At 39.2% G+C, this 19,084-nt stretch carries 12 protein-coding genes and 1 tRNA gene; 6 read left to right on the top strand and 7 right to left on the bottom strand.

The features are described from left to right. Nucleotides 1-278 precede the first annotated feature (278 nt). On the top strand, nt 279-1,637 hold the full coding sequence (gene argG, locus J663_RS06785; protein WP_014206117.1) for an argininosuccinate synthase: 1,359 nt from the start codon (nt 279-281) through the stop codon (nt 1,635-1,637). Between the two features lie 62 nt (nt 1,638-1,699). Here argG and J663_RS06780 read toward each other — a convergent pair whose 3' ends face one another. After that, nucleotides 1,700-2,962, bottom strand: a complete 1,263-nt coding sequence (locus J663_RS06780; protein ID WP_033848689.1) for a GGDEF domain-containing protein — start codon at nt 2,960-2,962, stop codon at nt 1,700-1,702. A gap of 149 nt (nt 2,963-3,111) precedes the next feature. On the opposite strand from J663_RS06780, the gene pyrC reads away from it, so the two are divergent. From pyrC to J663_RS06760, 4 genes are all read left to right on the top strand, one after another. Beyond that, the gene (gene pyrC, locus J663_RS06775; protein ID WP_005070491.1) at nt 3,112-4,146 is read left to right on the top strand and encodes a dihydroorotase; all 1,035 of its coding nucleotides are present in this window, start codon (nt 3,112-3,114) and stop codon (nt 4,144-4,146) included. Beyond that, the gene (gene rnt, locus J663_RS06770) at nt 4,131-4,793 is read left to right on the top strand and encodes a ribonuclease T (protein ID WP_002117536.1); all 663 of its coding nucleotides are present in this window, start codon (nt 4,131-4,133) and stop codon (nt 4,791-4,793) included. The genes pyrC and rnt overlap by 16 nt, the downstream gene beginning before the upstream one ends. 18 nt (nt 4,794-4,811) lie before the next feature. Further along, a tRNA-Glu gene (locus J663_RS06765) sits at nt 4,812-4,887 on the top strand. Between the two features lie 174 nt (nt 4,888-5,061). Further along, nucleotides 5,062-7,176: a TonB-dependent siderophore receptor gene (locus tag J663_RS06760; protein ID WP_033848686.1), complete on the top strand. Its 2,115-nt coding sequence runs from the start codon at nt 5,062-5,064 to the stop codon at nt 7,174-7,176. A 41-nt stretch (nt 7,177-7,217) separates the two neighbouring features. On the opposite strand, the gene J663_RS06755 is transcribed toward J663_RS06760, so the two are convergent. From J663_RS06755 to J663_RS06730, 6 genes are all read right to left on the bottom strand, one after another. Then, nucleotides 7,218-8,462: an NADH:flavin oxidoreductase/NADH oxidase family protein gene (locus J663_RS06755; protein WP_033848684.1), complete on the bottom strand. Its 1,245-nt coding sequence runs from the start codon at nt 8,460-8,462 to the stop codon at nt 7,218-7,220. A 188-nt stretch (nt 8,463-8,650) separates the two neighbouring features. After that, nucleotides 8,651-10,243, bottom strand: a complete 1,593-nt coding sequence (locus J663_RS06750) for an ABC transporter ATP-binding protein (protein WP_033848682.1) — start codon at nt 10,241-10,243, stop codon at nt 8,651-8,653. Further along, on the bottom strand, nt 10,221-11,231 hold the full coding sequence (locus J663_RS06745) for an ABC transporter permease (protein WP_033848681.1): 1,011 nt from the start codon (nt 11,229-11,231) through the stop codon (nt 10,221-10,223). The genes J663_RS06750 and J663_RS06745 overlap by 23 nt, the downstream gene beginning before the upstream one ends. Next, entirely contained in the window at nt 11,231-12,283 is a 1,053-nt protein-coding gene (locus J663_RS06740) for a microcin C ABC transporter permease YejB (RefSeq protein WP_033848680.1), read from the bottom strand. Before J663_RS06740 ends, J663_RS06745 begins: the two co-directional genes overlap by 1 nt. A gap of 31 nt (nt 12,284-12,314) precedes the next feature. Beyond that, a complete protein-coding gene (locus J663_RS06735) occupies nt 12,315-14,150 on the bottom strand; it encodes an extracellular solute-binding protein (RefSeq protein WP_033848679.1) in 1,836 nt (611 codons plus the stop codon). 15 nt (nt 14,151-14,165) lie between these two features. Continuing rightward, on the bottom strand, nt 14,166-17,381 hold the full coding sequence (locus J663_RS06730) for a LysM peptidoglycan-binding domain-containing protein (RefSeq protein ID WP_033848677.1): 3,216 nt from the start codon (nt 17,379-17,381) through the stop codon (nt 14,166-14,168). A 233-nt stretch (nt 17,382-17,614) separates the two neighbouring features. Between J663_RS06730 and dnaQ the strand changes: the two genes are divergently transcribed. Further along, nucleotides 17,615-18,994 (top strand): DNA polymerase III subunit epsilon, encoded by a 1,380-nt coding sequence (gene dnaQ / locus J663_RS06725; RefSeq protein WP_033848676.1) that lies wholly within the window; start codon nt 17,615-17,617, stop codon nt 18,992-18,994. Nucleotides 18,995-19,084 lie beyond the last annotated feature (90 nt).

Here is a 19,084-nt window from a genome sequence, read left to right as displayed (position 1 = left end):
TTGCAACTTGTTGCATAGTACTTTAATACTTTTTTGATAATTTTGGATGACCACACAAAGAAATTTATCGGAGCTTATGGTCAATCCATTTATTTAAGAACAATACTTCATTCACTTCTTCTTATTCTATAAATAGCCTTATATTTTTTATCAAATTAAAACTTCGAATCAGAACAAGTGAATTAATGCTTTTTTTGCGAAAAAAAGCACCATGAATAGTGCTACAATAGCCGCCATTCAGAATTCTCAAGACCGCCTATATGGGGTCTTTTTCATAAATGTTAGGATTAGCAATGACTGATAATGCAACTATCTTGCAGCATGTACCAGTAGGCAAAAAAGTTGGGATTGCCTTCTCCGGAGGCCTAGACACTTCAGCTGCCTTATTGTGGATGAAACAAAAAGGCGCAGAACCTTATGCATATACTGCAAACTTAGGTCAGCCTGATGAAGATGACTACGATGCAATTCCAAAGAAAGCAGAACAATACGGCGCTGTAAAAGCTCGCTTAATTGACTGCCGCTTACAACTTGCGCTTGAAGGTATTGCTGCGATTCAGTGTGGTGCATTCCATATCAGTACAGGTGGTGTTCCTTATTTCAATACGACTCCACTCGGTCGTGCAGTAACAGGCACAATGCTAGTTACCGCAATGAAAGAAGATGACGTAAACATCTGGGGTGACGGTTCAACTTATAAAGGTAACGATATTGAACGTTTCTATCGTTATGGTTTGTTGACTAACCCGAATCTTAAAATTTATAAGCCTTGGTTAGATCAAAACTTCATCGACGAGCTCGGTGGCCGTGCTGAAATGTCACAGTTCCTGATCGACAATGGCTTTGACTATAAAATGTCAAAAGAAAAAGCGTACTCGACTGACTCAAATATGTTGGGTGCAACTCACGAAGCAAAAGATCTTGAATACTTAAATGCTGGTATCAAAATCGTTGACCCAATTATGGGCGTTGCTTTCTGGAAAGATGAAGTTGAAATTACTCCAGAAGAAGTGACTGTACGTTTTGAAGAAGGTGTACCTGTTGCCTTAAACGGTCAAACTTTTGACAATCCGGTTGAGCTTATTCTTGAAGCAAACCGTATTGGTGGCCGTCATGGTTTAGGTATGTCTGACCAAATCGAAAACCGTATTATCGAAGCAAAATCTCGTGGTATTTATGAAGCACCGGGTATGGCCCTTCTTCATATTGCTTATGAGCGTTTGGTTACTGGTATTCATAACGAAGATACGATCGAACAATACCGCATTAACGGTTTACGTTTAGGTCGTTTACTTTACCAAGGCCGCTGGTTTGACTCTCAAGCACTTATGTTGCGTGAAACTGCACAGCGTTGGGTTGCTAAAGCGATTACTGGCGAAGTGACTCTTGAACTTCGTCGTGGTAATGACTACACCATCATGAACACTGAATCTCCAAACTTAACGTACGAAGCTGAACGTTTAACAATGGAAAAAGGCGATTCAATGTTTACGCCAATGGACCGTATTGGTCAGTTGACTATGCGTAACCTCGACATTACCGATACACGTGCAAAACTTGGTATCTATACAGATGCTGGTTTGCTTTCAATCGGCCAAGGTTCTGCTGTGCCACAGCTCGATAGCAAGAAAAAATAATTTTCTTAATTAATAAAAAAGCCACCGACACAGGTGGCTTTTTTATTTCAAGCAACTAGAGTTTAAGCAAGTTCTGCCGCTTCCAAGGGTTGATAATAAATCTGGTTACGTCCAAGCTGCTTAGCCCGATACAAAGCTTGATCCGCAGCATGAATTAATTTTTCCTGATTTACTTTAAAACCTTCTGTATAAACAGTAAAACCTAAACTAATCGTGACATGCTTAGAGACTAAAGATGCTGCATGAGGAATCGCTTGTCGCTCAATCGCTTTATAAATATTTGCAGCGACGGCATAGGCGCCTTGAGCAGGTGTTTTCGGTAAAAGTACAACGAACTCTTCTCCACCATAACGGGCAACAAAATCAACATGCCGAATCGAATTTTTAATTGCAGCGGCAATAGATGAGATGACTTTATCCCCCATTTGGTGTCCATAAAAATCGTTATAATTTTTAAAAAAATCGATATCAATAAACAAAACAGCCAATGGGCGTTTTTCTTGCTTTGCACGATAGTAAAAAAAGTCGAACATCTCATCAAAAGTACGTCGATTTGAGATATTCGTCAGTGCATCTTGCTGGCTTAAATGAAGCAATTCAGATGCCTCAATACGTAAAATCTGTTCGTTAAGCTCAGCAAGCTGATTATTTAAAAAAAGGCTTCTTTCTCTTGAGGTAAGCATCGTACTAATTGAAAAACCTAAAATACAACTTCCAAACAGCGCTCTTCCCAAAGCAATAAAATCACAATTCGCTTGCCATAAAATCAGTAGGGAAAAAACACAAAAGGCTGCTGTTAAACCTACATAAAGCATATGTAGAGGCTTTATTCCGCTTAAAATAAACCCCAGCATATATAAGAAGGAAAGTAGTAACATCGACTGGTTTTTAAGAGCGACATTTCCTACGCTAAGGAGCAACATTGCATTGATAATGATGGTCAAAAATACAATGCCACATGCAGCGATATAAAAATATTCAGTGAGTTTTTTAAACTTTGCAAAAACCCAAAATAACAGTAGCGCACAAGCAATATTAATTGCACTCAGTAAGCAATAGATGAAGTCCCAAGTAATATAAGGCACCCCTATGACCAAATAGTCTGTAGGTAGAGCCAGCAATATAAAAATGAGATAGGTTAAAACGCCACTTGCTAAAAACTTTGAGATATTCTGTTTAGTTCGCTCAAGATTTAGACACCAGAATTTTTTTTCTAATTGATGTGGCAGAGGTATATTGGCATAACGATGGGTATGTAGAGTTACTAAATATTCTATTTCTTCTTTTGCTTTGAGTAATTCATGTACATTTCCCCTATTTGCCACTACTTGATTCCTGCCTCTCACACATTAACAAAATATAACATTATTTTTTAAGGCCTCTGGCGCTTTATTTTGCCATTTGTCCGTAATTCTCGTTACCATTTTCACACTTTATCGATTATCATTTGTTTTATTTCGAAGTTTGAACTGCCTTGGACTCTATTACCCTGCTCCAGCCAGATGACTGGCATGCACATTTACGTGATGGTTTAGCATTAAAACGTACTGTACCTGATTTGGCCAAACAATTTGCTCGTGCGATCTGTATGCCAAACCTTGTTCCACCTGTAAAAACTGTGGAAGAAGCATTGGCTTACCGTGAACGTATTCTTGCTCATGTTCCAGAGGGTCTTAACTTTGACCCACGTATGGTGCTTTATTTTACTGATTTCACCTCACCAGATGAAGTTCGTAAAATTAAAGAATCTGGACATGTAAATGCCATTAAACTTTACCCAGCAGGTGCGACCACCAACTCTGATAACGGTGTAAGTGACATTCGTAAAGTTTATGCAGTCATTGAGCAACTAGAAGAGCATCAAGTTCCGTTATTACTTCATGGTGAAGTGACTCATAACCACGTTGATATTTTTGACCGTGAAAAACGCTTCTTAGACGAAGTTTTATCACCGTTATTAAAACAGTTTCCAAAACTTAAAGTGGTACTTGAACACATCACAACAAGCGATGCTGCACACTTTGTTTTAGAACAAGATCGCAATGTGGCTGCAACGATTACACCTCAGCATTTATTATTTAACCGTAATGATATGTTGGTTGGTGGTATTAAACCGCATTTCTATTGCTTACCAATTTTAAAACGACAAACTCACCAGACTACTTTGCTTGAAGTTGCAACGAGCGGTAACCCTAAATTTTTCTTGGGTACAGATAGTGCTCCTCACTCGCAAAATGCAAAAGAAAATGCGTGTGGCTGTGCGGGCTGTTATAGTGCGCCTAATGCAATTGAACTTTATGCTCAAGCATTTGATCAAGTAGGTAAACTAGAACGTTTAGAAGGTTTTGCTAGCCACTTTGGTGCAGACTTCTACGGCCTACCACGTAATACTTCTACCATTACTTTGGTAAAAGAAGATAACCTCGTTCCAGAATCTTTTGATTATTTAGATGATCAAAAAATTATCCCGCTGCATGCCGGGAAAACGCTGCAATGGAGAAAAGTGTGACACAAGAAACCTCTGTCCCGGTCATTGGCCAACGTTTTCGTGGCTTCTTACCTGTTGTTGTTGACGTTGAAACGGCAGGGTTTAATGCCCAGACAGATGCATTGCTAGAAATTGCGTGCATTCCAATTGTGTATGATGCTCAGGGACAATTTGTCCCTGGTCCAGCATTTCATGCACATATTAACCCGTTTGAAGGGGCTAATCTCGATCGTCGTTCGCTGGACTTTATTGGTATTGATCCATTCAATCCAATGCGTATTGCAATGGCTGAAGATGAGCGCACTGCATTACGCCGTATTTTTAAATCGGTGAATGAAGTCCGTAAACAGCAACACTGTACACATGCAGTCTTAGTGGGCCACAATGCGCATTTTGACCTTGGTTTTGTACAAGCAGCAATTGCGCGTACAAGTACAAAAAACCAAAACCCATTTCATAGCTTTTCTGTGATGGATACGGTTACTTTGAGTGCTGTTATGTTTGGACAAACCGTGCTTGCGAAAGCGTGTATTCAAGCTGGAATTGAGTTCGATGGCAAAGAAGCACACTCTGCTTTGTACGATACTCAGAAGACTGCTGAATTGTTTTGCTATATTTTGAACAAACTGTCACCTTACCTCCTTGACAGTTTGGTGGCGGCTTCTTAAGATACCGCCATCCTCAACGTCCCTATCGTCTAGAGGCCTAGGACATCGCCCTTTCACGGCGGTAACCGGGGTTCGAATCCCCGTAGGGACGCCATATTCTCTTCTTATAAAATTCCTTTCTATTTTATTTTTATATTTCTAATTTTCTGTATTTCCAAATAAAATACACTTGTACATATATATCACCGATCCAGTATTTCCTTTACATAGATTTACAATATAATAATTCTTATTTTTATACTGATATTTATTATCAATAAGGTTTTAAATGGATCTTAAGCTTCGACTCCTCTCCCTGACCATCGCTCAACTCTGCTGTATATCAACTACTTTTGCAGAAACCAATAGTTCATCAACAACGCTCGCTACCATTAAGATTAAAGCCCAACAAGCTGCCGACCAAGCTTATAAAGTCGATAGTTCAAATAGCGCAACACGTAGTGAAATCGCATTAAAAGATACGCCACAATCTGTCAGTGTAGTGACTCAAAAAGTAATTGAAGATATTGGCGCAACACGTTTGATTGAAGCGCTTGATTTAGCTGGCGGTGTTACTCGTGCTAATAACTTTGGTGGTCAAGGTCTAACAGGCTTTAATCTTCGTGGTTTCACTAGCGGTGAATTTTATCGTAATGGATTCCCAATTAACCGTGGTTATCCAAATGCTCCAGATAGTAACACTATTGAACGTGTAGACGTTTTACGTGGCCCCTCTTCTAGCTTATATGGCCGTGGTGACCCAGGTGGTACGTTTAACTTAATTTCTAAAACACCGAAGTCTGAGCAACAAACCACTTTAGGTGCTCAGCTCAGTAGTGAAGGTTTATATCGCACTACGGTAGATACCACAGGTACTATCCCTAATACAGAAAATATTGGTTATCGCCTAAATGTGATTGCAGAAGGCGGTGATAGTTATCGCGATCATGTCGAGTCCAAACGATATGGAATTGCACCAGTCATTCAATGGCAAGCTTCTGACGCAACAAAAGTTACTTTTGAAGCGGATATTTTACGAAATCAACATCCACTTGATCGTGGCCAAACACGTTATACAGGCCAGAAGTCTTTTAATAGTTCACCCGAAACCTATTTATGGGAAACAGGTAAATACAACAACCGACTCTACAATGATAACAACATGACTCAATTACGAGTCGAACACGACCTTGGTAATGACTGGAAGCTGAATGCTGGTGTGCAATATTTAAATGGTAAATTGCATGGCTATGCAGTAGAGGCAAATGGCATTCAAGATGAGGGAGAAACTTTAAACCGAAATTACAACTATCGCGAATTAAAATGGCAAGATACCGATGCCCAAATTAATCTAACAGGTAATTTCCAACTTTTAGGTCTAGCTCATACTTTAGTGACAGGGCTTGAATATGAAAATTATGATTATAAGTCATATATTATTCGTTCAGATGCTAAGTCAAATAACTACCCGATTAATATTTATGATCCAGTTTTAGGCCAACCTCTCCCTGAGCTTAAAAATGTTACGACCCATGACCGCGAAAATTTAAAAACAACAGCCCTTTTTGTACAGGACCAAATCGATTTAAATGAGCGTTTAAGTGCACTGCTGGGTTTGCGTTTTGAGCACTACGAACATGATTACAAAAACCTATTACCGAATACGGCAAACTGGAATACCAGTCATGATGCATTTATTCCGCGTTTAGGTTTAGTTTTTAAAGCGCGTGATGACCTTTCAATCTATAGCAATGCTGCAAAATCTTTTAAACCTAACACTGGTGCTAGCCGTAATGGAGAAGGTTTTGACCCAGAAGAAGGTATGGCTTACGAGTTAGGCTTTAAATGGCAAGCACTCGACAATATGCTATCGGTTGACTCTGCGATTTTCTATGCAAAAAAAGAAAATGTCTTAACACTAGATCCTGTAGATTCAGCTTATAAAGTTGCTGCAGGTAAAGTTCGTAGCCAAGGCATTGAGCTAAACGTTGCAGGACAAATTACTCCAGCTTGGAAAATTATTGGTGGATATGCCTATACAGATGCGGAAGTAACTAAAGACAATACTTTGCAAAAAGGAATCGCTTTAGCCAATATTCCAAAGAATAGTTTTAATCTCTTAAATATCTATGAATTTCAAGATGGCCCTTTACAAGGCCTAGGTCTGGGCATTAATCAAAAATATATTGATAAGCGTGCAGGTCAAACAGCCAATAGTACTTACACAATGAAAGGTTATGCTGTTACAGATTTAGTTTCTTATTATCAGGCAACACCAAAACTTCGTATTAACTTAGATCTGAAAAATCTTTTTGACAAAGTTTATGATGAAAGTGCTTTCAATCTATATGCATATCCGGGTGAATCACGTACTGTTCAATTAGGTATGAGCTATACGTTCTAAAACAAATACGCCATTTCAGTTATTGAAATGGCGCATCAAATTTATGCAGACTTACGTGAATTAACTTGTCCTTGAATCACCGCTTTAATATTGCCTTTGGCGTAATTTAAAAACACTACCAGTGGTGAAAGTTTTGGATTTGGCTTTTTACCTTTGCCAATCGTTTTAAATTGAGCTGCATACCAAATAATTTCCATAATTGCCATCTTATCAACAAATGGTAAGCCTGTTTTAATTGGTTTTACTGCATAGCGAACATCTTGCCCTGCAATTAAACGCTCAGTTAAATCAGTTTCTACTGCAAATGGACGAGCAATACCAATAAAGTCACATGCACCACTTTCAAGTGCGGCATTCATGCCTTCTACAGTACGGAAACCGCCTGTCACCATGAGTTTACACTTAACATGCTGGCGGATTTTCTCTGCAAAATCTAAAAAGTATGCTTCGCGTGCAATCGTACTTGCTTTACGTTTGTCGGCCTTAGCTCCAGCCATTGCTGGTGCTTCGTAAGTACCGCCTGAAATTTCAATTAAATCGATACCAGCTTCATCCACTGCTTTAAATACTGAAATTACATCTTCTTCGCTAATACCGCCACGCTGGAAGTCAGCCGAGTTAAGCTTCACTGAAATGATAAAATTATCTGAAGTCGCTTCACGTACCGCTTTATAAACCTCTAGTAAAAAACGAGTACGATTTTCAACTGAACCGCCCCACTGATCTGTACGTTTATTGGTTAATGGCGATAAAAACTGACTAATTAAATAGCCATGTGCACCATGTAATTGCACCCCTTCAAAACCTGCTTTTTCACAAATGTGAGCTGCTGTCGCAAAACGTTTAATAATATCTAGAATTTCGTCATGAGTAAGTTCACGTGGCGTTCCAAACATGGTTGCTAAAGCTGTGCTAAAAGGTACGGCTGAAGGCGCTACAGTTTCTTTATTTAAGCCTTTTGGACACTGACGACCTGGGTGTGACAATTGAATTAACTGCACCATGCCATATTTTTTACCTAATTCCGCCCACTCTTTTAAGCGCTCTAGGTCGCGTTCAGTTTCAATAACAACAACACCCGGTTCATTTTTTGCGCTGGCATTTACCATGACATTACCAGTAATTGCACAGCCAAGCTCACCTTTTGCCCATGCACCATATAAACCCAAATGCAAGTCATTTGGTTGGCCTTCATAATTTGCAAGTGCTTCACTCATTGCACCTTTAATAATTCGGTTTTTAAAGGTGGTATTGCGAATTGTGATGGGTTGAGCAATCTGGTTCATGGTTAACCTCTGTTCTTTGAATTTTAGAGCAATTACTCTAATTTAAATGAGTTATTGGGCATGTCAAGTCATAATCGATAATTGACAATAGCACATGTCAATTTTAAAAAAAATAAAAATATGCAACTTTTTGCATTAGAAGTTTAACCAAAATTTATTTATATAAAACAATCAATTAATAAATATTTTTAAAAGGATGCTTTAATTAACTGTTTCGTATATTCACTGTTAGGCTTAGAAAATAAGAGTTCAGTTTCCTGATATTCAACAACTTTTGCATGACGTAATACCATCACTTTATGGCATAGTGCTTTTACTATATTGAGATCATGACTAATGAAAATATAACTTAACTGCTCAGTTTGCTGTAATTGTCTCAACAGCTTGATCATGGCTTTTTGCGTGGTCCTATCTAGGGCCGACGTAGGTTCATCCAGAATTAAAAGTTTAGGCCGAACCACTAAAGCTCTGGCTAAGGCGACACGTTGACGTTGTCCGCCTGAAAGTTCATGAGGGTAACGATGTTGAAAATCTTCAGCCAATTCAACTTTTACCAATACAGATTCTACTTGCTTTTTGATCTCGTTATCAGCTACTGCTTTCACTTTCAATCCTTCAGCAATAATCTGCCCTACTGTCATACGCGAGTTTAAACTTCCAACTGGGTCTTGGAATACAAGTTGAAAATCTGATCTCATCAAACGTAGGGCTTTGAGCTGTAGCTGATTCAAATCTTGCCCTAAAAAAACAATCTGCCCTTCACTTTTAATAAGTCGGACCAAAGCAAGGGCTAAAGATGACTTACCAGCACCACTTTCACCAACTACCCCAAGCGATTCACCTTGAGCAAGATCAAAACTCAAATCTTCTATTGCGGTGAAATACCCTTGAATGCGATTTAAAATTCCTTTTCTTATAGGAAACTGCACGCTGAGCTGTCGAACTGATAAAACATTCTGTTGAGCCGGTCTAGATTCTACTTTTCCAAAATCATGATCTAATAATTCTGCTGTATAACTTGTTTTAGGATTTGCAAAGATTTGGCTCAGTTCACCTTGCTCTACTACACGCCCTCTTTGCAATACAATAAGTTTCTCAGCATAGCGGTGCACTAAATTGAGGTCATGGCTAATTAAAATAAGTGCCATTCCATATTTTGCTTGCAAAGATTTTAATAGCTCTAAAATCTGTATCTGTAAAACCACATCCAACGCAGTAGTAGGTTCATCAGCAATCAAAATTTTAGGCCGAAGCACCAATGTCATCGCGATCATGACACGTTGTCTTTGCCCACCAGAAAGCTCATGAGGATAACGTTTTAATATTTGTTCTGGTTCAACAATTCCAACATCTTTTAGTAATTCAACTATTTGCTGTCGAACTTCAAGTTTTGAAAAACCAGATAAAAGAAGATTTTCCCCTATAATTTTTTCAACCCGATGGAGCGGATTTAATACAGCAGCAGGCTCTTGAAAAATCATAGCGATTTGTCGACTACGTAAATTTGATTGAGCTCTTTCATCTAGCTCAAGCATATTTTGTGGACCAATCCAGACCTGTCCCGTTATTTCTAATTTATCTTGTAGCAACCCCATTATTGCTAAGCAGCTCATCGATTTACCTGAACCACTTTCGCCCACAACAGCCAGTGTTTCCCCTTCACTTAAGTAAAAATTCAGGTCATCTAATAAAACTCTTTGATTTTTGGTTTGAACCGAAAGATGCTCTACTTTTAATAATGTTGAAGTGGGATTTAAATTATTTTCTTGGGTCAAAAGCATCGCGAGCCGCCTCCCCAATATAGATTAAAAGTGAAAGAACAATCGCTAGACTAAAAAAGCCTGAAATTGCTAGCCATGGCGCATCTAAATTATTTTTACCTTGAAGCAATAATTCACCTAAAGAGGCAGCATCAGGTGGCAGTCCATATCCTAAAAAATCAAGAGCAGTTAAAGCGCTAATATTAGTTGTTAAAATAAAAGGTAACTGAGACAAACTCGAACTGATCGCATTTGGCAAAATATGCCTAAAAATAATCGCGCGATCAGTCACTCCCAAAATTTGGGCTGCACGAACATAATCAAGCTGGCGAGCTTTCAAAAATTCTGCTCTAACGATGCCCACCAAAACAGTCCAGCCGAAAAACAACATAATGAAAAATAGCCAATATACATTTGGAACAAACATACTGACTAAAATCATGACCATAAAAAGCATGGGTAAGCCATTCCAGACTTCAACTAAACGTTGCCCCAAAAAATCGCCCCAGCCGCCATAATAGCCTTGAATAGCGCCTACCGTAATTCCAAATAAAGCAGAACAAAAGGTTAAGGCTAAGCCAAAAAGCAACGATACTCTTAAGCCATAAAGAATACGGGCAAGAACATCCCTTCCTTGATCATCTGTTCCCAACCAGTTTTGCTTGGAAGGTGGTGATGGCACAGGAACTGTCAAATCTAAATTGGGCGTTTGATATGAAAATTGAATGAGGGGCCAAACTGCCCATCCTTTAGCCTCAATAAGCGCTTGTACGGCGGGGGCTTTATAATCAGCTTCTGTTTCAAACACCCCACCAAACGCAGTTTCAGGATAAGTTTTTAACACGGGTAAATAGTAAGAATCTTCATACTTCACTAACAGCGGTTTATCGTTAGCAATCAACTCCGCCGCTAATGACAAAATCAAAATCAGACTAAATAAAATGAAGCTGGCCCAGCCCAATTTATGCTGTCTAAAACGCTGTAATCGTGTCCGCACAATCAAGGACATTATTTGCCTCCTTGCGCATTAAAATGAATTCGTGGATCAATCCATTGGTACAACACATCACATATGAGACGTAAAATTAGGCTAAATAAAGTAAAGAAAAATAAAACCCCAAAAATAACAGGATAGTCACGCTGGACAATTGCTTCAAAGCCCAACAAACCCACCCCATCTAAATGGAAAATAATTTCTACAAACAGATTACCCACAAAGAAAATGCCCGCTAACACTTCTGGCAAGCCTGCGAGCACAACTAAAATGGCATTACGAAAAACATGCTTATATAAGACCTGTTGGCTGTTCAAACCTTTTGCATAGGCTGCCAAAACGTAAGGTTTATTGAGTTCTTCTAAAAATGAGTATTTAGTTAAATAGGTTAAACTGGCAAAACCGCCTAATACCATCGTAATCAGTGGCAAAGTCATATGCCATAAATAATCGGTAACTTTGCCCCAAAGACTAAGTTGATGAAAGTTATCTGATACTAAATTTTGTAAGGGAAACCATTGAAAATAAGAGCCACCTGCAAAAAAAACAACTAACAAAATGGCAAATACAAAACTTGGTACAGCATATCCCACTACAAGAACTAACGAGGTGGACCGATCAAACCATGAGCCTTGCTGTTTTGCTTTCTTAATTCCCAGCGGAATAGAAATTAAATAAATCAGAAAAGTGCTCACCAGTCCAAGTGAAATCGAAACAGGTATTTTTTCCCACAACAATTGCACGACTGGTTTATCTTTAAAGAAACTTTGCCCAAAATCTAAAGTTAAATAGCCTTTTAACATTAGAAAAAATCTTTCAGGGGCAGAACGATCAAAGCCGTACTGAGCCTTAATTTGCTCAACCATTTCAGGGCTTAAACCTTGAGCACCTTGATAATAAGTTTCTGCACTCAATGCACGACCAATTCCCAAATCACTTTGTGCCTGATGTATTGCTTGTTCAACTGGCCCACCCGGTGCAATTTGCACAACCACAAAGTTAATCAATAAAATGACAAACAATGTGGGAATCATTAAAAGAAGTCGCTTGAGAATATATGAACCCATATAACAGGATTTCCTTTATGGCAGGGGCTTTTTATTGTTGATGTAAATATTTGGCAACTGTTTTGGCTTTGTTTGCATCACTCCACCAATATTCTATTCCAGAAGAAAGTGCTGGTTTAACTTTAGGTTGTTGATACATATTCCAATAAGCATACCAGTTTTCACCTTTACCATAGGTCGGAATTTGATAATAACCAGCTCTAAGCAATCGATCGAGAATGCGAGTATAAATAATCTGTTGTTCACGGCTTTTACTTGCAACGAGTTTTGAAATCACTTGATCAATTACTGGGTTGCGAATACCTGCATAATTATAATTCCCATCCTGCGCTGCGGCGATACTTCCCCAAAACTGAGTTTGTTCATTGCCCGGGTTGAGAGATTGCGGCAGATTCATTGTGGTCATATCAAAATCGTAACGACGAGTCCTTTCTAAATATTGCGGAGCATCGACCTGACGCAAATTAACTGCAATGCCTAACTTTTTTAGGTTACGAATAAAAGGTAAAAGTGTTCGTTGTTTACCATCTTGCTGAATTAAGAACTCAAGCTGAACTTTTTTTCCTTCTGGTGTAAATAGCTGCCCTTCTTTAACTTTATAGCCAGCCTGTATCAGTAATTGCCGCGCAGTTAACAAGTGCTGACGGTTGAACCCACTTGCATCTGACACAGGATATTTCCAGTCTGCTAAAACACCTTGTTGCATGAGTGGAGATAACTTAGGCAATAACGGTTTTAACAACTCTAATTCAGTTTTTGAAGGTCGACCCGTTGCTGCTAATTCACTATTTTCAAAATAACTTTGTAGGCGCTGATATTGTCCATAAAACAAAGCTTTATTTTGCCATTCAAAGTCATACGCATAGGTTAAAGCTTGTCTAAAACGAATATCATTTAAAGGTTTTCGTCGCGTATTAAAAACATAGCTTTCAGTGGCGATAGGATTATGATGACGAAACTTATATTGAGTAACCAACCCTACTTTTACGGCTGGAAAACGGTAATCTGTTACCCATTTTTTAGGATTAGTTTCTTCATGCAAAGTGTATTGCCCAGATTTAAATCCTTCAAAAGCAATATCCCAATTTCGATAATAAACATATCTCAAGCGGTCAAAGTTATAACGCCCCTTATTAATAGGTAAATCTTTTGCCCAATAATTTGGGTTCCGTTTATAACTAATGCTTCTGCCCGGATCAACTCGTTCAACCACGTAAGGTCCCGAACCAATAATCGGTTGTAAGGTAATTCGGCTAAAATCTCTTTTTTGCCAATCTGCTTTTGAATAAATCGGTAAGGTTGCCAAAATGAATGGCATTTTAGGATTATGTGTAGACTTAAAACTAAACTTTACTTGATGAGCATTGATTACTTCTGTTTTTGCTAAATCAGCAAGGTACATTTGCAAACCTAAATTAGATTTAGTCTGATAAGCATCAAAACTAAATTTAACATCTGCCGCAGTGACTGGCTGCCCATTGCTAAAACGCGCTTTAGGGTTTAAATAGAAAGTCACTGATTGCGTTTTTTCTGGGTCATAACTCACTTTCTGAGCCAAAAGCGGATATAAAACTCCAACCTCATCAAGTGATTGAGTCATTAAAGTATCAAAAAGATAATTAACGCCTTCTGTAGCATTCCCTTTCCCATTCATACTATTGAGGTTATCAAAAGTTCCTTGAGCTGCCTGACTTAATAGGCCACCTTTAGGTGCATTAGGGTTTGCATATGGCATAGCCATCATTTCTAAATACTTAGGCTTAGAATGAATCGCTATATATGAAGTGGTTTGCTGTGCAGAAAAAACACTATGGGAAATGACACTGAGCCCGACTAGCAGGCTCAGTTGAAAATTTAATTTATGCATAAATGACTAATTATTTTACAAATTAGGCACTTTAATCACATCACCAATACGAAGCTGAGTAGAAGGCGTTAAATTATTCAGCTCAGCCAAGAAATTGGTTTCTAAACCATATTTACTCGCAAGGCCGATCAAGGTATCGCCACGCTTCACCTTGTATTCCACCACAGTTTTTGGAATCACAATATTTTGACCGCGCTGTAAATTAGCATTTGCTTTTAATGCATTCATTTCAGCCAGTTCACGCACTGAAATACCTGCACGGCTCGCAATACTATTTAAAGACTCACCAGATTTAACCGTATATCTTTCAGTGTTTTTTCCAGCCACAACTGTTTTAGTTGAAGACTTAGTATCTGCTTTAGCTGTTTCAATTGTAGGTACATCACCCGTTAGCTTTAAGCGCTGCCCTACACGAACGCTACTGGTGCGTGAAAGGCCATTTAGTGAAGCAAGGTAGTCTAGCTGTAAATGGTAGCGATTAGCGATATTTCCTAAGCTATCACCAGATTTAACTGTATAAGTTTCTGGTGTGTCTTCTTTAGTATTTTTAGAAGATTTAGTTGGTGCTTCTTCAACATCACCTGTCAATTTTAGACGTTGACCAGCACGCAAACCAGCAGTACGAGACAAACCGTTCAGGTCAGCCAAATAGCTTGTTTGCAAATTATATTTACTCGCAATCGCATTTAGACTATCGCCCGACTGTACAACGTATTGATCTGGAACACTTAAACCCGCTGGTATCTTTAAAGTTTGACCAAGCTGTACATAGCTATTTGCTTTTAAATTATTTAGCTCAGCTAACTCAGCTAGGCTAATTTTTGATTTAGTTGCGATACTCGATAAAGTATCACCACGCTGTACTTTATAGCTTTCTGTTTTATAAGAAACACTTTGCGTCGCTTTCTCAGATTTACTAGAAGCCTTAGTTTCAGCAACTTCATCTACAGAAATATCTTGTGTAGGCACATTAATTTTTTGGCCTACCATTAAGTTACTGCCCGCAGTTAACCCTGGAGTTAATTCAGCAAGTTCCTGATTCGAGAGCGCATAACGATCTGCAATTAGTTTAAGGTATTCACCGCGCTTCACAGTATAGCTTTTAGTTGCTATACGCTTTGCACTTGCCTGAACTGCTTTCGGTTCTGCTTTAGCACTTGAGCGACTATTCTTTGGTTCTTTTAACTGTAGTTTTTGCCCTACAAATAAGCCATCTGTCACTGATAAATCGTTATATTCAGCCAATTGTCTTACTGACAAATTAAACTGATTTGCCACACCGCTTAAGCTATCGTTAGCCTGAACGACATATACATCTGGTTTAGCTGTGCTTTTTGAAGTCGTTTGAGTTTCTTGTGGCTTAGCGTCATAAAGATAAAGCGTTGAACCAACATATAACGTCTTTTCTGGATCAATCTGGTTCCACTTAGCAACATCGCGCCAGTTTACGCCGTTTTTCATCGCAATAACGGCTAAAGTATCACCCGGTAAAACTGTATAGGTACTGCGTTTGCCTTTTGGCTGCACAACCACTACATCTGTATCAGTTTTAATGTAAGGTTTGTCTTTATTGCGACGCCCATCTTCAGAGTTAGCAACAGTCACGTCTTCAGCTAAAGTTTTTGGATATGCAAAACCCTTACTTACTTCTTTACCTTGTTGCTCTGCAACTGACTGGCTTGTTTGAATCGCAGTTAACTTAATTTTGCCATCATAAGGATCAACAATTTCTGTTCCTTGTGGTGCAATAGCTTTTAACTCGGCAACTACTTGATCTTTTTCAGCCTGCGTTGGTTGTGGTTCTAAAGCTTGTTGAACTGTTTCTTTCTCACCTTCAGCTCGAACTGCCGCTAAAATCTTTTCACGTTCTGCAGCCGAGATTGGTGGCTCTGTCTTCACTTGCTTAATATTTGCCGCAGGTGTCACAGCAACAGGAATACGTGGAGCACTTGGTACATCAGCCGAAGCGGCAAATGCGGCTAAAGCATCAGACCCGCGAGGTGTTGAAGTTTTCACCGTGCTAGAGCTACTCGTTGTTCTAGTAGGTGTTGACGGTTTAACTGGTTGAACCTGATTTGCAGGCGTGGTTTTAATTGTCACAGATGTTGAAGCACTTACATCTGGCTTAGATGGTGAAGTCACATTTGCCCACCAACCTGAACCACCGCCAGACTTCATACCTTTTAATTTATTATCAATTGAAGGACTTAAATCTGCTGGAATCAAGATACGCATTGGACTTGCAGGATCCACCATCTCACCACGATATCCCGGGTTTAATGCATAGAGTTCCGAACGGCTTAATCCAGCTACAGAAGCAATTTCATTTAAAGATAAAGGTGCAGATAAAGTTACTTCACGGAAATGGGGTCTATTTGCAATAGGTGGCAAAGAAATACCGTAAGCTTTTGGATTTTTAATAATTTGGGCAACGGCTAAGAAACGAGGAACATAGTTCATGGTTTCTTGAGGTAATTTTAAAGACCAATAATCAGTTGGCAAACCTGCTGCCTGATTTCGGTTAATTGCTTGTTGAATACGTCCCGGTCCAGCGTTGTAGGCTGCTAAAGCAAGCTCCCAAGAACCGAATTGATTATATAAGCTTCCTAAAAACTCATAGGCAGCACGAGTCGACTCAACAACATCTCGACGGCCATCATACATACCAGTTTGCTTTAAGCCATAAATACGGCCAGTACTCGGAATAAACTGCCATAAACCTGCTGCTGCGGCGCTACTAGTTGCAGCTGGGTCATATGAACTTTCAATTACAGGTAATAATGCAAGCTCTGTCGGCAAACCACGGCGTTCAGCTTCTTTAACTGTATGGTACAAGTAACGACTTGCACGGGCACTTAAACGATCAAGATAAGGCTGACGAGAAATAAACCAACTACGCTGAGCTTCAATGCGTGAATCCCAATGGTTCAAATCCATTTTGAAACCAACAGACATACGTTTCCAGACATCACCGTGCTTTAAAATAAGCAGACGGTCACCCTCTACAGCACGCATATCAGTTGCTGAAAGTAAGTCTTCCAATGAATCAAGACTACTCGCATCTAAATAACCTGCACCACTGACCTGTTTCGATTTTGAGGTTTTTGCAGATTGCGGAGTCGATGAACAGCCTGTTGTAATACCCAACGCAGCTAACGCAGAGCTAAGTACGGTAATTTTAAACAATGATGCTGCAGATGGCTGCCACACAAATGTGGTTGGTTTATACATAAAAACTTCCAAACAACTCGCGTAATATTTTTTTGGGGTCTGCCCACAAACCCTAGGTCTTCGATGCCATTGTAGTAAAGCATGCAAGATAGACAAGGCAATAATTTAATGTCATTTGCATGGAAATGTTACAAGAAATTAAAAAAACCTTGCTTTGATACGATGGAACCGAACTTTTTGCGTATACAATACACCATATTCAGTTCTTTTTCTTTTAGTTTAGGTTTCGATTTATGTCTCAAACAATCACACTGTATGTTGATGGTGCATGTCGTGGCAATCCAGGTTTAGGTGGTTGGGGCGCATATGTCATTACTGAGCAGGGTGAACATAAATTATTTGGCGGTGAACCTGATACAACCAATAACCGCATGGAGCTCACTGCTGCTATTGAAGGTGTTTCATTTTGCCCAGCCGATGCACATTTGATTATCTGGACAGATTCAAATTATGTGAAGCAAGGTATTACTGAGTGGATTCATGGTTGGAAAAAGAAAAACTGGAAAGATGTAAAAAATCCTGACCTTTGGCAGAAATTAGATGCTGTCTGTGCAGGTAGAAATATTGAGTGGAACTGGATTAAAGGCCATGCAGGACATCCAGGCAATGAAATGGCAGACCAGCTTGCTAATTTAGGTGCAGACAAAACTGCGAAAGAACTCAAGCAACCACAGTCTGCCACTGTATCGCAAGATATAAAAAAGCCTGAACAGGATTGGTTACTAGATGACCCTTTCGGGTTTGATCTGGCTGACGCAACTGAAGAAGAAAATATTCATCTTGAAGCAACTGAAGAAGTTGAGATGATTGAAGTAACCGAAGAAATTACTGAAGTTGAAACTGCCGAACAAGAAAGTAAGCAGCCAACCAATAACATTCATCCTCAAATCGTTGTGACCGAAGCCAAATTAAAATTACAAGGTCCTCGACAACTCATTCTCGATACGGAAACTACTGGTTTTTATTTCCAAGATGGAGACCGCATTATTGAGGTGGGCGCGATTGAGATGATTAACCGTAAGCTTACGGGTAGCTCGATTCATATTTATATTAACCCACAAAAACCAGTGGGAGACTCAGAAAACATCCACGGTATCAGTGATGATTTCTTAAAAGATAAACCGCTCTATGCGGACATTGCTGACACCTTATTTGATTATCTCAAAGGTGCAGAGATTATTGCTCATAACGCGACCTTCGATATGAACTTCCTCGATATGGAGTTTAAACGCGTTGGGCTTCCTGCACTTTCTGAAGTATGTGAGGTAACGGATACTTTAGCTTTAGCGAAAAACAAACATCCGGGACAAAAAAACTCCCTTGATGCGCTTGTAAGACGTTATGAAATTCCAGCACGTGACCGTACTTTCCACGGCGCATTACTCGATGCTGAAATTCTTGCTGATGTCTACTTGGCAATGACTGGTGGTCAGGTTTCTTTTGATATAGATGCCTTATCTCAGAGTGAAAATAGCCAGCAAACAACCAATAGAAGCAGAGTTCAAATTGATCTCCCTGTAGTTTACCCTTCAGATGAAGAGTTAAATACACATGAGACTTGGGTCAAAGAATATGAGGAAAAACACGGAGAACCTTGCCTTTTTGCAAAATAAATTTTTGATTCTTTAGTGTTTTTAGCTTTTCCCCTTTGTAAGTTAAGTTATATTAGTCGCATAGATTTTTAGCTCAAATTATTGAGCACT

This window comes from Acinetobacter sp. 826659 (assembly GCF_000588515.1).
GTDB classification, from domain to species: domain Bacteria; phylum Pseudomonadota; class Gammaproteobacteria; order Pseudomonadales; family Moraxellaceae; genus Acinetobacter; species Acinetobacter pittii.
The sequence above is the reverse complement of the archived record's forward strand: the minus strand, read 5'-3'. Positions and strand labels throughout refer to the sequence as shown.

Excerpts from the sequence above, each read along its gene's own strand:
- argG (WP_014206117.1), top strand. The coding sequence starts at position 279 with ATGTTAGGATTAGCAATGACTGATAATGCAACTATCTTGCAGCATGTA.
- rnt (WP_002117536.1), top strand. The coding sequence starts at position 4,131 with ATGGAGAAAAGTGTGACACAAGAAACCTCTGTCCCGGTCATTGGCCAA.
- J663_RS06760 (WP_033848686.1), top strand. The coding sequence starts at position 5,062 with ATGGATCTTAAGCTTCGACTCCTCTCCCTGACCATCGCTCAACTCTGC.
- J663_RS06755 (WP_033848684.1), bottom strand. The coding sequence starts at position 8,462 with ATGAACCAGATTGCTCAACCCATCACAATTCGCAATACCACCTTTAAA.
- J663_RS06750 (WP_033848682.1), bottom strand. The coding sequence starts at position 10,243 with ATGCTTTTGACCCAAGAAAATAATTTAAATCCCACTTCAACATTATTA.
- J663_RS06745 (WP_033848681.1), bottom strand. The coding sequence starts at position 11,231 with ATGTCCTTGATTGTGCGGACACGATTACAGCGTTTTAGACAGCATAAA.
- J663_RS06740 (WP_033848680.1), bottom strand. The coding sequence starts at position 12,283 with ATGGGTTCATATATTCTCAAGCGACTTCTTTTAATGATTCCCACATTG.
- J663_RS06735 (WP_033848679.1), bottom strand. The coding sequence starts at position 14,150 with ATGCATAAATTAAATTTTCAACTGAGCCTGCTAGTCGGGCTCAGTGTC.
- J663_RS06730 (WP_033848677.1), bottom strand. The coding sequence starts at position 17,381 with ATGTATAAACCAACCACATTTGTGTGGCAGCCATCTGCAGCATCATTG.
- dnaQ (WP_033848676.1), top strand. The coding sequence starts at position 17,615 with ATGTCTCAAACAATCACACTGTATGTTGATGGTGCATGTCGTGGCAAT.